Origin of the sequence: Streptomyces phyllanthi (assembly GCF_009377205.1) — a bacterium.
Taxonomy (GTDB): domain Bacteria; phylum Actinomycetota; class Actinomycetes; order Streptomycetales; family Streptomycetaceae; genus Streptomyces; species Streptomyces phyllanthi.
Genome location: NZ_VJZE01000239.1, coordinates 1 through 13,742 on the forward strand (window position 1 = coordinate 1; position 13,742 = coordinate 13,742).

Sequence of the window (13,742 nt, forward strand, 5' to 3'; positions counted from 1 at the left end):
AGAGACAGCGGCACCGGGGCCGGGGCCAGCGGGGCGACAGCGGGCCGGAACGGGGCCAGGGCGGGCAGGTCCGGGGTGTGGTCGGCGTGCCGGTTGCAGATGTTCACTGCCTCGCGCAGCGAGGTGTGCGGGGCGCGGATACGGGCCCAGCCGCCGGAGGCGTCGCCCGTGACGGCGATGCCGGGGGTGTCGGTCGGGATCTGGATGGCGGCGAGGACGGCGTCCGGTGAGATGTCGCCGAAGGCCATGTTGGCGGAGGTCTCGTCGTTGACGCGGTGGGCGGTGCGGCCGGTGAGCTGGGCGCGGAGCATCGTGATGCCCTTGCCGAGTTCGGAGCCGAAGCGCTGCCCGCAGATCTCCAGGTAGATCCCGGCGGCACGGCCGAGCTGGGCGAGCCGGACGAGGGCGGTGATGATGCGGTCCCGCCGCTTCTCCTCGTCCTTGGTGGCGAACAGGGCGAGTTCGGCGACCTCGTCGACCAGGACCACGACCGGGACCGGGCGCAGGTCTTCGGGCAGGTCCCAGATGTCGGCGGCGATCTCCGCGTCCGGGAGGGCGACGCTGATGCGCTGTTCGGCGCGGATGAGCTGGTAGACCTCCTCCATGTGCGTGACGAGCGCTTCGAGCAGCTCCAGCGCGGTGTCGGGGTTGTCGGCGAGCGCGGAGAACCGGCGGGCCAGCGGGAACAGCTCAACTCCCTGCTTGCAGTCGATGCCGACTAAGGCCACGTCGTGCGGGGCCAGCCCGGCCACCAGGTTGCGCTGGTAGACGGACTTGCCGGACTCCGTGGCCCCCAGGGTCAGCCCGTGCGGAACGGCCCGGTAGTCGCGGTAGTGCACCGAGCCGTCCTCCCGCAGCGCGACCGGAATGCGCATGGGCGCCTGGTCGGTCTTGGCGGGCATCTGCACCCGCTTGAGCACGTCGTAGCCGGTCATCCTCAACTCCACGACACCGGAGCGCAGTTCGTGGGAGGTCACGCCGTACATCCCGAAGGAGTGGCGCAGCCGGTCCGTGGCGGCCGAGACATCGAAGGCGTCCTGTCCAGGGCGGAGCTTGAGCCGCAGGACCAGGCCGGTCCGGGTGGGCCGCACCCGCCGGATACGCGGAGCACGGGACTCCGGCACCGGACGGTTCGTCATCCGGGCCAGAGTGAGGCGCCAGCGTGAGGGCGGGACGGTCAGCCCGCAGGCGTCCATCACGGAGGCGTACCGGACCAGGACCCGCAGCGCGGCGAGGGTGACCCCGAAGGCCAGCCAGTACCAGGCGGGGCGCCGCCACCGCAGGAGACCCGCAGCGGCGACGACCAGCACCAGCGCGACTGTGAACCAGGTCATGATCAGGCCGCCTCGGACGCCGAGCCAGCAGCGGCCAGCGAGGTCACGGCGACCGCGCGGAAGGCGATCCCGTGGCGCTTCTGCCCGTTGAACTCGTTCTCCCACGCCGAGGCGACCAGGCCCGTCAGGGCGACCGGGGTCCCCATGGTCAGGTCCTCGGAGACGCCCGGCTGGGGAACGGTGAGCTTGAGGATCTCCACCTCGTCGGGCGTGGAGAACATGACCTCCACGGTCATCAGGGTGACGCCGTCCTTGTCGGTGGCGATCTCGCCGGTACGGCGGTCCTTGACCTTCGGCTGAGGAGCCTTGGCGACCATCACGGTGGCGTTGGCGGTGTCGACGGGAATCTGACGCATCGTCGGTTCTCCTGATCTCGGAGGGTGTTGAACCCGCCCGTTCGGCGGTGAGATCAGGAGACCGCGAAAGGTGGTGGACACATCACGGTCCGTATGGACGTTTGGGGACGTCTGAGCTATCGTCAAAACGTCCCCGAAACGTCCCGAGAGAGGGAGCGTCATGGCGAACGAGCGTCTACGTGCGGCGATTTCCGCGAGTGGCGAGACCATCCAGTCCGTCGCCGATCACGTCGGAGTCGACCCGAAGAGCGTGGAGCGCTGGATAACGACCAACCGGACGCCTCACCGGGGACACCGCTGGAAGGCCGCAAGCTTCCTCGGGGCTGATGAGGTCTACCTCTGGCCCACGGTCGAGAAGCAGGCCGAGACGGCGAGCACTTCCGAGCTGATCACGTACTACCCGCACCGGGGCGCGGTCCCGACGTCGCTGTGGTCATCGCTGATCGAGAAAGCGACGGATCAGGTCGGGATCCTCGTGTACGCAGGTCTGTTCCTCTTCGACAGCCACCCGGACCTTCCGGACCAGTTGGCCGAGAAGGCGAAGGCCGGGGCGCAGGTTCGCATCCTGCTCGGTGACCCGGACTCCGAGACGGTCCACCAGCGTGGCGAAGAGGAAGGCATCGGTGGCGACCTTGCCGCACGGGCCCGGATCACCCGGCGCTACCTCGAACCGGCGATGACCACGCCTGGCGTCGAGGTCCGGCTACACGACACCATCCTGTACAACTCGCTGTACCGCTTCGACGACGACGTGTTGGTGAACCCGCACGTCCTCGGCGCGCCTGCCGGGCAGAACCCTGTCATGCACTTCCGGTATCTTCCGGGCGCCCGGACCTTCCGGCACTACATGCGGAGCTTCGACTACGCATGGGAGCGCGGTCGGCCGGCATAACAGCTCCGCCGAGCGATAGCCCGTCGTGCGACGCTGGACGCATGGCCCGCATCGACTACTTCAACGATCCGAACGCCCCGAAGGCGAACAGCCTCGTCCCGTCCGTCACCGCCGTGGCGGTGAACGAGGCCGGGGAAGTCCTGTTGATTCACAAGACGGACAACGACCTGTGGGCCCTGCCCGGAGGCGGGGTCGATGTGGGCGAGTCAGCCCCCGATGCGGCCGTCCGGGAGACGAAGGAAGAGACCGGGTTCGACGTCGAGGTGACCGGCCTGGTCGGCCTCTACACGAACCCCGCGCACGTCATGGCGTACGACGACGGCGAGGTCCGCCAGCAGTTCTCCATCTGCTTCCGGGCACGCATCACCGGGGGCGAGCTGAGGACGAGCAGCGAGAGCAAGGAAGTTGCGTTCGTGGCGCCGAGCAGGCTCGACGAGCTGAACATCCATCCGTCCATGCGGATGCGGATCGATCACGGCTTGACCAAGCGATCTGAGCCCTACGTCGGCTGATCCCCGAGACGGGTACGCGTGCGCTCGACAGCGGCTCCGAGGTACGGCCGCGCCTTTGTGATCGCGTTGTGTACCTCACTGCCCGGCTCATACCGCTCCAGGATCTCGTCCATGCGTTGATCGAAATCGAAGGACTGTCCGGCAGGACCGGTCGTCATGTCTGCGTAGATCAGTGCGTCCAGGACCTCGGAATCTTCACGCTCGTACACCGACAGCTCAACACTGAGCCCGCGCTGTTCCGCCTCGTAGACGGCGCCGGAGTGATGTGCCACGAGGCGCACGAGGCGTGTCGGCGCACCGAGCCGCTCCAGGTGGCGTGCACCGTCAAGGGGATGAAAGCCGGTCTCCCGGAGCTCCGGGGCGTAGCCGAGGTCATGCAGCCATGCGGCGGCGACGAGCAGATCCCGGTCCCCTTCGGACACGGCTGCCGATGCCTCGCAGGCACGGGCCGCCACTGCCTGAGTGTGAAGCCAGCGGTTCCCGAGCGGGGGCAACAGGGACTCGGCCAGTTCGGCCGCACCCTGGGGCGTGTCCAATGCGGTAGGCATGTACCGCACGGTAGCCGAGTCGGCAGGGCGCCGACAGCCGAACGCCGGACGTTCCGGATCATGGCGCGGACAGACTTTCCCTACGTCATCAAGGCCCGCGCACGGCGCGGGCGCGCGCCGCCTCTGCGGCGCGGCCTGCCTCCTGTCTGCGCCCCGGCTGGCCGCGCCCGGCGGCGCGCTCGGCGGCTGCGGGCATGAAGTGGGAGACACCCTCTGTGGCTGGGGCGGTCGGCTCCACGGCTTTAGGCAGCCACTTTGGGGCGAGCCTCGAAGATCATGGCCCCAACGTCGTGCTTAACGGGCAGGTCCACTGACTGCCCGACTCGCCGGAAGCTTACGGGGCCATGATCACTCGCCCCAAAGCAGCTCCAGCCCAAAGCCGCTCCGCCGACCTAGACACTCCCCTGCCCCCCATCGAGGCAATGGGCAACCAGTGCGTCAAATTTCTGCAACAAGCGCTCAAGGCTTGCGCTTCGGCTGGCCGCCAGGGGGATATCCATGCGGGCGGTTAGTCTCGGCTGCCAAGTTGGCTTCACATACTTAGTTGGCTTTAGCGCTGCCGCAATAGATTTCCGCTTTCCCGCTTCATACGAGAAGCCATCTATTCTAAGCGTCTCCGCCGAGGCATACAACCAATCTTCCCAGTTTCGATCTGCCAAGCACACAGCCGCGGGAAGGTGAGTAACCCTTTGCAGTCTTCGCAGAAGTTGGGGTCCAAGCTCTCGTACGTCGTCTCCCTCGCCGTCGAGAATGACTAGAACAGCCTTACATCCGGGCCGGGCTGCGGCAGTTGCCACGTATCCCTCGACCCCACCAACGCAGGTGGCATTCTCTCTTCCGTTGCAAGGAACAGGCTTCCCGAGAACGTCCACATACTGACCTCTAAGCTGCAGCCAGTTTCGGAGTAGGATCGGAGCCGACTTTGCGTCACCAGGCCCCTCCACTACCAAGCCGATGTGCGGTTCGCCGTAGACCGCCGTCATGCTGATGCCGGATCGAGTGAATCACTTCGCAACAACTGCCCAGGAGTGATGAGGCCTTGCCGTACAGGCTCCCGCGTGTGTTCAGCTACAGGTGCAATTCGGGATGCACCGTCCTCGCTCCACACCACTCTCAGGGCGTCAATATCGATGGTATCGATAATATCAGCACTATGTGTCGTGATCAGCACCTGGGTAGTCTCAGATTGCTGGCGCATGATGTCTACAAGCGTACGAAGAGCCCCTAGATGGATGGCAATTTCCGGCTCCTCGATAACCAAGAGCGCCGGACGGGACTCTTGTAGCATCGAAAGAAGAATACTAAATGCCCGCAAGGTGCCGTCAGACATTTGCTTAGCCAGGAATTCCCTCCGCTTACCTTCACTGAGTTCCTGAACGAACGCCAGCGTGACCTTGTCTGCGAGTCGACGCAATTCGATGCGTTGAATACCCGGGACGATTGCAGAAAGCTCGTCCACCAACTCCGCCCGAGTCTCGGAAGTAAGCTCCTCAAACACGCTGGCCGTATTGGAACCGTCCGGTTCAAACTCTCGCGTAGAGGATGGCTCTTGAAGCTCCCCAACGAGAGCAGGGTTAATCTCTACCGTCTGCATCAACTGGAGCACACGAGCGACTATAAAGAGCCCAAAGGTGGCCGGAAAGCTTACTGCACTTTGCCCCGCAGGAACTGGAATCTTCCGGTCACCACTGACGCGAGACCGGTGCCCTCCTTCCATTTCGGTAAATCCAAGAGTTCCCGCATTGTTGGTGAATGCATATTTGTCACCCTTGAAATGCAGTACGCCGCGCTCCTGCTTCACCTCATACCTTTTCCCTTCCATACCTCGCAGTTTTAGCTCATAGAACGACACGGGATTGTCACCGAATTGAAAGTCGAGACGGAGGGCAGGGTTATATGGTCGCCCAGAACTACGGTGCCGGAGTTGATCGAAACCACCCCTACGAGCAATGGCGATTGGCAGGCCATGGATCGGAATCTCGCGGAGGAGCTTGATGGCGGCAACCGCATTCGACTTCCCCGTGGCGTTTGGGCCCACCAGGGCAACCAAGTCCGCCAGGTCCAAAACGGCAGACTGATAAGAAAGGAAGTTCGTGATGTGTAGGCGGAGATACTTAAGTTCCTCTTGGATGTGGAACGGGTCAGGAGCGGAGGTCATGCGCATACCATACTCGCAGCGCGCTTGGAAAACCATGAAGTACCTGGCTGGGAGAGGGAGCTGACCCAGGCCAGAACAGGCAGCAAAGGCGCGTCTCGCAAGGTTGGCTAGCAGCCCTTGGCGTACCCGGTTTTGATGTCCTTCCGCTGAAGTCAATGGCCGCGGGAAACGTGCCTCACGGATCGCCAGCTTCGTGCAATCGCCGAAGGAGGCAAGGCCTCGCTGACCGCAGTGACAAGCCTGCTGTGCAGGCCCAGCACAACGGCAAGCCTCTCGAAGTCCGGGCCGTCTCTGGGCCGTACGAGGTCACCCAACGCCAACCAACAACGACAGAAGCCCACGGCATCTGAACTGGTCAGAGCCGTGGGCTTCTCCTGTTCTGCTGGTCAGCCGAGGGGCTGATCAGTAGACCGGCTTGTGCGGCTCGATCTGGTTGACCCAGCCGATCACTCCGCCGCCGACGTGGACGGCGTCGGAGAAGCCCGCCGACTTCAGGACGGCGAGGACTTCCGCACTGCGGACACCCGTCTTGCAGTGCAAGACGATTTTCTTGTCCTGCGGGAGGCCCTCCAGGGCGGAGCCCATGAGGAACTCGTTCTTGGGGATCAGCCTGGCGCCCGGGATGGAGACGATCTCGTACTCGTTCGGCTCGCGCACGTCGATGATGTCGATGCTCTCGCCGTCCTCGATCCACTCCTTGAGCTGCTTGGGAGTGATCGTGGAGTCGGCGGCCGCCGCCTGGGCCTCCTCGGAGACGACGCCGCAGAAGGCCTCGTAGTCGATGAGCTCGGTGACGGTGGGGTTCTCGCCGCAGACCGCGCAGTTCGGGTCCTTGCGGACCTTGACCTGGCGGTACTGCATCTCCAGGGCGTCGTAGATCATCAGGCGGCCGACCAGCGGCTCACCCGTGCCGGTGAGGACCTTGATGGCCTCGGTGACCTGGATGGAGCCGATGGAGGCGCACAGCACGCCCAGGACGCCGCCCTCGGCGCAGGACGGGACCATGCCCGGCGGCGGGGGCTCGGGGTAGAGGCAGCGGTAGCAGGGGCCGTGCTCGGACCAGAAGACGGAGGCCTGGCCGTCGAAGCGGTAGATGGAGCCCCACACGTACGGCTTGTTCAGCAGCACGCACGCGTCGTTGACCAGGTAGCGGGTCGCGAAGTTGTCCGTGCCGTCGACGATCAGGTCGTACTGGCTGAAGATGTCCATCACGTTGTCGGCCTCGAGCCGCTCCTCGTGAAGGATCACGTTCACGTACGGGTTGATGCCGAGGACGGAGTCGCGCGCGGACTCGGCCTTGGAGCGGCCGATGTCGGCCTGGCTGTGGATGATCTGGCGCTGCAGGTTCGACTCGTCGACCTCGTCGAACTCCACGATGCCGAGCGTGCCGACGCCCGCCGCGGCCAGGTACATCAGCGCCGGCGAGCCCAGGCCGCCGGCGCCGACACAGAGCACCTTGGCGTTCTTCAGCCGCTTCTGCCCGTCCATCCCGACGTCGGGAATGATCAGGTGGCGGGAGTACCTGCGGACCTCGTCTACGGTGAGCTCAGAGGCTGGCTCGACCAGGGGTGGCAGCGACACGGGGACTCCGTTGGTCGGTCAATCACTACAGTTGTTCTCCCCGTAACACTGCCACGCCCTTTTTCATTCCGAGACACCCGGTCCAAAACGCGAGACGATTTCGTCCCAGTAGCCGGGCATGGTCTCCCAGGGGTCGGCGAGGCCGCCGCTGCCCGTGCGGTCCGTGAAGTAGATCGTGGCGGCGCCCTGCCAGCGGGCGATGCGCAGGGCCTCGTCGAGGTGGCCGCGGGGCACGCCGTGCACGAAGTGGCAGAAGCGCTCGGGAGGATGGTCGGCGGTCCACTCGGCCACCTGCGACCAGCGGTAGTCGCTCCAGGCGCCGGCGAAGGTCACCAACTGGTCCGCGTGTTCGCCGTAGCCGGGGTGCGGGTGGGTGCCGTGGCCGAGGACGATATGGCCGTCGGGAAGAAGTGCGCGCAGTGCGGCGGTCATGCGGCGGATCCCGGGGAGCGCGGTGCGCTCGGCCGGGCAGCGGCTCAGGAAGAAGCCGTCGGCCAGGTACCAGTCGAGATACCGGCGTGCGTCGGGGAGCAGCTCACCGACGGTGCGTGCGCCGTACCTCACATCCAGGTGCCCGAGGACGCGGACACCCGCGTTGCGCAGTCGGCCGGCCGCTTCCAGGCAGTGCGGGTCGGGGCGGGTGCCGGGTCCGTCGCTCACATTGAGGACGACCCAGTGCAGAGAGGTGCCGGAGCGGGCGAGTCGGCTCCACTCCACCGGTGCGACAAGGGGGTGCGCATATCCGGGGATGCCTAAGCCCAGGACGGAGTCGGTCATCGAGGCACCGGTCGCCGTGCTGGTCAGATACGGCACGCCGCCTCCATCCAGATGTCGGCGAGGGACTCCTCGAGGTTGATCCGGGGCCGCCAGCCGAGCCGGTCGCGTGCCGTGCGCACATCGGCCTGCTGCCAGCTGCCGCAGCCGTCCGGATAGGGGTGGGCGACGGGAGCCGGGTGGTCCGGTTCCGGGCGGGGGTGGCCGATGGCCGGTCTGGCGTGGCCCGGTGCTCCGTCGAGTTCGTGCAGGGCACCGCCATAGCCGGCGACGCGGGCGAGGACGGCGGCGGCGTCACGGAGGCGCACGGCGCGGCCCGAGCCGATGTTGATCACGCCCTGGGCGGCGGAGAGCGAAGCGGCGTGGACGGCGCGGGCGACATCACGGACGTCGATGAAGTCGCGCTGGACGCCGAGGCCGCCGAGTTTGAGGTCGCCGTCGCCGGACTGCATGGCGCGGCGCATGGCCTCGGCGAGGCGGCCGAGCGGGGAGCCGGCCGGGGTGCCGGGCCCGGCGGGCGAGAACACCCGCAGTACGACGGCGTCCAGGCCGGAGCCGAGGACCAGTTCGGTGGCGGCGAGCTTGCTCACGCCGTACGGACCGCCGGGGCGGGGCACCGCGTCCTCGGCCGTGGAGGAGCCGGGCTGGCTGGGGCCGTACTCGGCGGCGCAGCCGATCTGGACGAGGCGCGCCCCGCAGCCGCTGCGGCGGAGGGCCTCGCAGACGGTGGCAACGGCGACGGTGTTGTGCCGGGTGAGCTCGCGCGCGCCCCCACGGGTGGCTCCGGCGCAGTTGACGACGACCCCGGGGTGGACGGCGTCCAGGAAGCGGGTGAGCGCGCCGGGGCTGCCGGTGGCGAGGTCGAACCGTACGTCGGCGTCGTCGCCCCGGCCGAGCGCGGTGAGCTGCACGGCCGGGTCGGCAAGGAGACGCTCGGCGACGAAACGGCCGAGGTATCCGTTGGCTCCGATCAGCAGAACTCTCATCGGGCGGCTCCCGGGGCGGATGGTCCGGTGCGGCGGATGATCATCTGGTGTTTCTCCTTATGGGGTGGTGCCGTGGGTCGGGGTAAGGCCCGCGGTGTCGGCCCTGGGGGAGGGGTGTGCTCGCCGCTCATCGCCGGGGCGCGGGCGGGTCGGTCACGGCTCGGGGTTCCGCCGGGCGTGATTCCGCGGGCCGGGTCGTGGGCCGGGTGTGTTGTGCCTCGGGCGGCGCGGCGTGGGCCGAGGCCCGGGTCAGGGTGCGGGTGGAGTGGATCAGGAGGGCCAGAGCGGTGAGGCCGCACGCGAGACCCGGGACTGCACCCGGCCCCCAGGCCCCGACGACGGTTTCGACGGGGACGGCCAGAGAGGCGCAACCGGGCAGGCGGCTCGCGAAGACCGCGGCGAGGGCGATCGCCTCGGCGGTTCCCGCGGCGCGGAGAGCGAGGGCGGGAGCGCGCATGGAGCCATGCGCGCCCAAGAGGCGTACGAGCAGGAGCAGTGCGCCGAGGGCACCGGCTCCGGCGTACGCGGGGGGCTCCTCCAGCGCCGCACCGCACAGGGCGAGCAGCCCGGCCAGGGCGCACAGGAAAAGGGCGAACACCGCGACGAGCAGGGGCCGTACGGTATCGGCGAACTCCGTCAGACCTCGGCTCGCGACCAGTCTCCGGCGGGCGCGTACCGCGAAGAGGTGGGCGCACCAGGCCGCGGGGGCGCACGCGAGGGTGAGGGAGAGGACGGGAGCGAGGGCCACGGGGAACGGGCCGAGAGGGGCTTCGTCGAGTGCGGCGGTCAGCAGGCCGTCGCCGAGGACGGTGTACACCAGCAGCCAGCAGGTCCAGGCGCGGGCACCTCGTGCGGCGCCGGACCTGATCCGCAGCGGGCCCCGGCGGAGTGCCGCCCGCAGGCCCAGCAGGACGGCGAGGGTGCCGACCGCGGCGCACACGAGACGGGACTGGCCGTCGGTGAGCCGCACACCGGCCACTGTCGCCGCGCACAGGGCACCCGGCAGCAGCACCAGCACAGCCCACCGGGCGTGCGCGCCCGGCGCGTTGGACGCCGCGCGCTCCGTTGACCGCGCCTCCCCGTCGCGGGGATCGCGGGGCACCCGGGCGTACATCTCCTCGGCGAGCGAGAACACGTCACGGTGGCGGTAGCGGGCAGCGGTGCGGTCGGTCAGGCCATGTGCCTCCAGCCCGGCCGCGAGGTCGAGCGGGTCGACGGCTCGCTCGCAGAGGTCGCGGTGACGGTGCAACAGGGCCTTCACCGGGTCCGCGGCACCGCGCCGGGCGGGAGACTTACGGCTCACGGGTAACGATGTCCCGGTGCCGGACGGGGGCCCGGCTCCGGGGCGCTCGCCGACCAAGAGGTTCTCGGGGCCATCGAATGCATCGAGTGCGCTGGGTGCATCGGGTGCGCTGGGTACGGCGGGCGCGTCAGGTACGGCAGGCACGTCGAGCGCGTCGGGCGCGTCGGGCGCGTCGGGCGCGTCGGGCGCGTCGGGCGCGTCGGGCGCGTCGGGCGCGTCGGGCGCGTCGGTCGACTCGCCAGAAGCTCGTGGTTCCCTCGGTGCCTTCGGTCCCCGCGGTTCCCCCGGCTTCCGCGAGTCGCTCATCGCGGCTCTCAGTTCGCTCATCCCGCCGTCTCCCCCACCGGAACCGGCTCCGCGAAGGACGCCGCCCAGCGAGGGCGCCCTCCGCTCGCCAGTCGGGTATCGGTCCACCGGCCCGGAACGTGGGCCTCGGCGGGAACGCCGAAGGGCAGCGGATCGCCCATGGAGTCCACGACCGCCCTCCGCACCGGCGACTGGGAGACGATCTCGAGGTAGATGCCACGAAACGCCGCGACGTTCTGCTCGACGGTGAACAGTTCAAGGGCTCGTGCGCGGGCGGCCGCGCCGAGGAGCGCACGACGCTCCGGGTCGCGCAGCAACGCCACGCACGCCTCCGCAAGCGCCCGTGGATTGCGCGGCGGCACGACGAGCCCGGTACCGCCGATGACCTCCACCACCGCGCCCACATCGGTCGAGACGGTCGCGCTTCCGCAGAACATGGCCTCGACAAGGCTGATCGGGAACCCCTCCACCACGCTCGACAGGACGACGACCGCCCCCGCCGCATACGCCTCCGCCAGGTCGGGCACCTCCGGCCCGCCGATTTCCTCGAACGACACGGGGTTGTCACCGACGGCGTGCACGCCCTCGGCCTCGTCGGGGAAGAGCTGTGCGGCCAGCGCCCTGCAGTGGCCGAGATAGGCGGCGCCCTCCGGCCCGTCGGCGGGGACGCCGACGATCCTCAGCCGCGCCTTCGGCTCGCCCCGGCGGATCTCCGCGAAGGCGTGCAGGAGGGAGACCAGGTCCTTGGCCGGCTCGATACGGCCGATCCAGACCAGGGTGTACGGGTCGGCGCACTCCGCGGACTCGCCCACGTCCGCGAAGCGGGAGGCGTCCATGCCGGGATACACCGTACGGATCCTGGCCCGGTCGGCGCCGCAGCGCTCCTGCCAGCGGCGGGCGTGGATGTTGCCGGGCGTGAGACAGGCGGCCTGCCGGTACACCTCGCTGGTCAGCCGCCGTTGGAAGGCCGCGATCAGCGCGCGGACCGGCGTATCGCCGGAGGCCGCGAGGTAGTGCGCGCGCAACTGCACGCCGTACTCCGTGACCAGCAGCGGGACCCCCGAGAAGTGCCGGGCCAGCAGCCCGGGCAGTGCGGCCGATCCGCCGGCCGACGCGTGGCAGAGGTCGACGGAGCCGAGTTGGTCGTCCCCGTACCAGTCGAGCGAGAGGGGGCGCAGGGTGCGTTCGAGGTGCGCGGTGACGGAGAGCAGCTCGGACACGCGCGCCTCTCGCGCCGCGCGTGGCGCGCCGGGTGCGCGACAGGCGCGCTCCAGCACGCGTACGGCCGCTTCCGAGCGCAGCGCACCGACCAGTCCGCCCTCGTCGCGGGCGAGTTCGGCCAGCTCGTACAGCGCGCCGCCGAAACGGTCCGCCTCAACTCCCGGGCCACCCTTGGATGCCGCACAGATCGCCGTCACCAGTTCCCCGTACGCCTCCGTGAAGCGCCTCCGCGCCCGGCGGCCGTACACGACCCCGTCGTCCTCGGCGGTCCACAGCGGCGCGGTCCGTACGCGGCCGACCTGCGGCGGCAGCGGGATCCAGCCCTCGCTCTCCTGTTGCTCACTGCGACTGAGCGCGTAGATGTCGAACTCGTGCTGCCCGAGTCCGCGCACGAGCCGGTCGCACCAGAGCCTGGCGTCACCGCTCACATACGGATAGCCACCCTCCGTAAGCAGTCCGATACGCACGCGTGCACCCCCGATCTCCCGTTTGGGAGCCACCATGGAACCGGCGGCTCGCAGCGGGACGAACGTATGCGGACATGGCGGTGGCGCGACGGACGGTTGTCCGTCGCGCCACCAGAAGGGGTGAACGGCCGTAACTTTCGCTCGCGCGTGACGTTTTGCCGCGCTATGAGATCACACAGTTACGTTTCGCTCGTCGCGCGTTCTGCTCAACTCCCCGGGAACGGCCACGGATTGGCCTTGCACCGGATGCCGTTGTATTCGAGGAACTTGGTCTGCTGCTGCATGACGGGCGCGAGTTCGCCGTCCTTGTCGCAGGTCTCATGGTTGTTGCCGAGGCGGTGGCCGACCTCGTGGTTGATCAGCATCTGCCGGTACGCGTGCATCTTGTCGCCGTACGTCTTGGCGCCCTGCGCCCAGCGATAGGCGTTGATCATCACGCGGTCGGTGGCGGCGGAGTCGCAGGACACGTTGTCGACGGTCGTGTCGAGGCTCGACTTGGCACACCATTCCGCGGTGGTCCCCGGACTGGCCAGCGTGATCACGAAGTCGGGCTTGCCCGAGGAGATCCGCTCGAAGGTGCGGCCGCCGTTGTGAGACCAACTCCGGTCGTCGTTCAGGGTCTTCTGCACGGCCTTCGCGAACAGCTCCGCGTCGAGACCGAGCCCTTCCTCGACGTCGACGCGGTACCGGAACTTCTGGCCCGTACCGGGCGCCTGGTCGAGGCCCATGACCGCCTCGAACTTCCCGTTTCCCTTGAGGTCGGCGGCGAGCGGGTACTTCTTGGCCATCTGCTCTGCGTACGTCAGCGGGGTCGCGCTCGGCGTTTCCTGCGGGGTGGGCCGGTCTTCGCTGCGCGATGAGGCGGAGTCGCGGGCCTGACGGTCATCGCTCCCGGCGGCCTGCGACTGTACGCCGCTGTCGGGCCCGTCGGTGACCTGCCCGGCCACGACGACGGCCAGCACGGTGGTGACCGCGGCGGCCGCGATCCCGGTGAACGTCCGCCCCTTGCCCCCCTTGGCCTTCCCGGCCTCCGGCGCGTCGTCCGACGGCACGCCCTCGGCCATGGACGCGCCCTCGCGAACCTCGGCGCCGCGCGCGGCACGGTGCGTCTGCCCGGGGGTGAAGACGTCGTCGGCCTCGTCGAAGGCGTCGACGTAGGCCTGCCGGGGACCCGGAGCGGAGGCACCGGGATGTGCGGGGCGGCCCCCGGGCCCCGTCCCGTCACCGGGGAGGGGCTCCTGCCGCTGCCGCGGTATACGCGGCCCCGCGTACCCACCCGGTGCCCCCTGCGGCCTGCCCTGGGG

General features: G+C 68.6%; 12 protein-coding genes. 2 read left to right on the plus strand and 10 right to left on the minus strand.

The genetic code is table 11. The annotated features are described in order from the left end of the window. Positions 1-1,334: FtsK/SpoIIIE domain-containing protein (locus FNH04_RS27865; protein ID WP_152788550.1), on the minus strand; the 1,334-nt coding region annotated here is incomplete at its 3' end. A 2-nt stretch (positions 1,335-1,336) separates the two neighbouring features. Beyond that, positions 1,337-1,690 (minus strand): SCO3933 family regulatory protein, encoded by a 354-nt coding sequence (locus tag FNH04_RS27870; protein WP_152788551.1) that lies wholly within the window; start codon positions 1,688-1,690, stop codon positions 1,337-1,339. 160 nt (positions 1,691-1,850) lie between these two features. Between FNH04_RS27870 and FNH04_RS27875 the strand changes: the two genes are divergently transcribed. Both FNH04_RS27875 and FNH04_RS27880 read left to right on the plus strand, forming a co-directional pair. Then, positions 1,851-2,582, plus strand: coding sequence for an XRE family transcriptional regulator (locus FNH04_RS27875; RefSeq protein WP_152788552.1), 732 nt, complete (start codon positions 1,851-1,853; stop codon positions 2,580-2,582). A 41-nt stretch (positions 2,583-2,623) separates the two neighbouring features. Beyond that, positions 2,624-3,094, plus strand: a complete 471-nt coding sequence (locus FNH04_RS27880; RefSeq protein WP_152788553.1) for an NUDIX hydrolase — start codon at positions 2,624-2,626, stop codon at positions 3,092-3,094. Here FNH04_RS27880 and FNH04_RS27885 read toward each other — a convergent pair. From FNH04_RS27885 to FNH04_RS27925, 8 genes are all read right to left on the minus strand, one after another. After that, positions 3,082-3,642, minus strand: coding sequence for an HD domain-containing protein (locus tag FNH04_RS27885; protein ID WP_152788554.1), 561 nt, complete (start codon positions 3,640-3,642; stop codon positions 3,082-3,084). The two genes, FNH04_RS27880 and FNH04_RS27885, sit on opposite strands and share 13 nt — an antisense overlap. A 979-nt stretch (positions 3,643-4,621) precedes the next feature. Continuing rightward, positions 4,622-5,800 (minus strand): AAA family ATPase, encoded by a 1,179-nt coding sequence (locus tag FNH04_RS27890; RefSeq protein ID WP_194236838.1) that lies wholly within the window; start codon positions 5,798-5,800, stop codon positions 4,622-4,624. A gap of 402 nt (positions 5,801-6,202) precedes the next feature. After that, the gene (gene moeZ / locus FNH04_RS27895) at positions 6,203-7,381 is read right to left on the minus strand and encodes an adenylyltransferase/sulfurtransferase MoeZ (RefSeq protein ID WP_322724027.1); all 1,179 of its coding nucleotides are present in this window, start codon (positions 7,379-7,381) and stop codon (positions 6,203-6,205) included. A 63-nt stretch (positions 7,382-7,444) separates the two neighbouring features. Next, the gene (locus FNH04_RS27900) at positions 7,445-8,194 is read right to left on the minus strand and encodes a spherulation-specific family 4 protein (protein ID WP_322724029.1); all 750 of its coding nucleotides are present in this window, start codon (positions 8,192-8,194) and stop codon (positions 7,445-7,447) included. After that, positions 8,182-9,141 (minus strand): NAD-dependent epimerase/dehydratase family protein, encoded by a 960-nt coding sequence (locus FNH04_RS27905; protein WP_152788556.1) that lies wholly within the window; start codon positions 9,139-9,141, stop codon positions 8,182-8,184. The genes FNH04_RS27900 and FNH04_RS27905 overlap by 13 nt, the downstream gene beginning before the upstream one ends. A gap of 127 nt (positions 9,142-9,268) precedes the next feature. After that, positions 9,269-10,444 (minus strand): hypothetical protein, encoded by a 1,176-nt coding sequence (locus FNH04_RS27910; protein ID WP_322724031.1) that lies wholly within the window; start codon positions 10,442-10,444, stop codon positions 9,269-9,271. A gap of 323 nt (positions 10,445-10,767) precedes the next feature. Further along, the gene (locus FNH04_RS27920; RefSeq protein ID WP_322724033.1) at positions 10,768-12,438 is read right to left on the minus strand and encodes a DUF3492 domain-containing protein; all 1,671 of its coding nucleotides are present in this window, start codon (positions 12,436-12,438) and stop codon (positions 10,768-10,770) included. A gap of 206 nt (positions 12,439-12,644) precedes the next feature. Then, positions 12,645-13,742: DUF3152 domain-containing protein (locus FNH04_RS27925; protein ID WP_152788557.1), on the minus strand; the 1,098-nt coding region annotated here is incomplete at its 5' end.

Bases quoted from the DNA above. Each gene is read 5' to 3' on its own strand.
- FNH04_RS27870 (WP_152788551.1), bottom strand. From the start codon at position 1,690: ATGCGTCAGATTCCCGTCGACACCGCCAACGCCACCGTGATGGTCGCC.
- FNH04_RS27875 (WP_152788552.1), top strand. From the start codon at position 1,851: ATGGCGAACGAGCGTCTACGTGCGGCGATTTCCGCGAGTGGCGAGACC.
- FNH04_RS27880 (WP_152788553.1), top strand. From the start codon at position 2,624: ATGGCCCGCATCGACTACTTCAACGATCCGAACGCCCCGAAGGCGAAC.
- FNH04_RS27885 (WP_152788554.1), bottom strand. From the start codon at position 3,642: ATGCCTACCGCATTGGACACGCCCCAGGGTGCGGCCGAACTGGCCGAG.
- FNH04_RS27890 (WP_194236838.1), bottom strand. From the start codon at position 5,800: ATGACCTCCGCTCCTGACCCGTTCCACATCCAAGAGGAACTTAAGTAT.
- FNH04_RS27905 (WP_152788556.1), bottom strand. From the start codon at position 9,141: ATGAGAGTTCTGCTGATCGGAGCCAACGGATACCTCGGCCGTTTCGTC.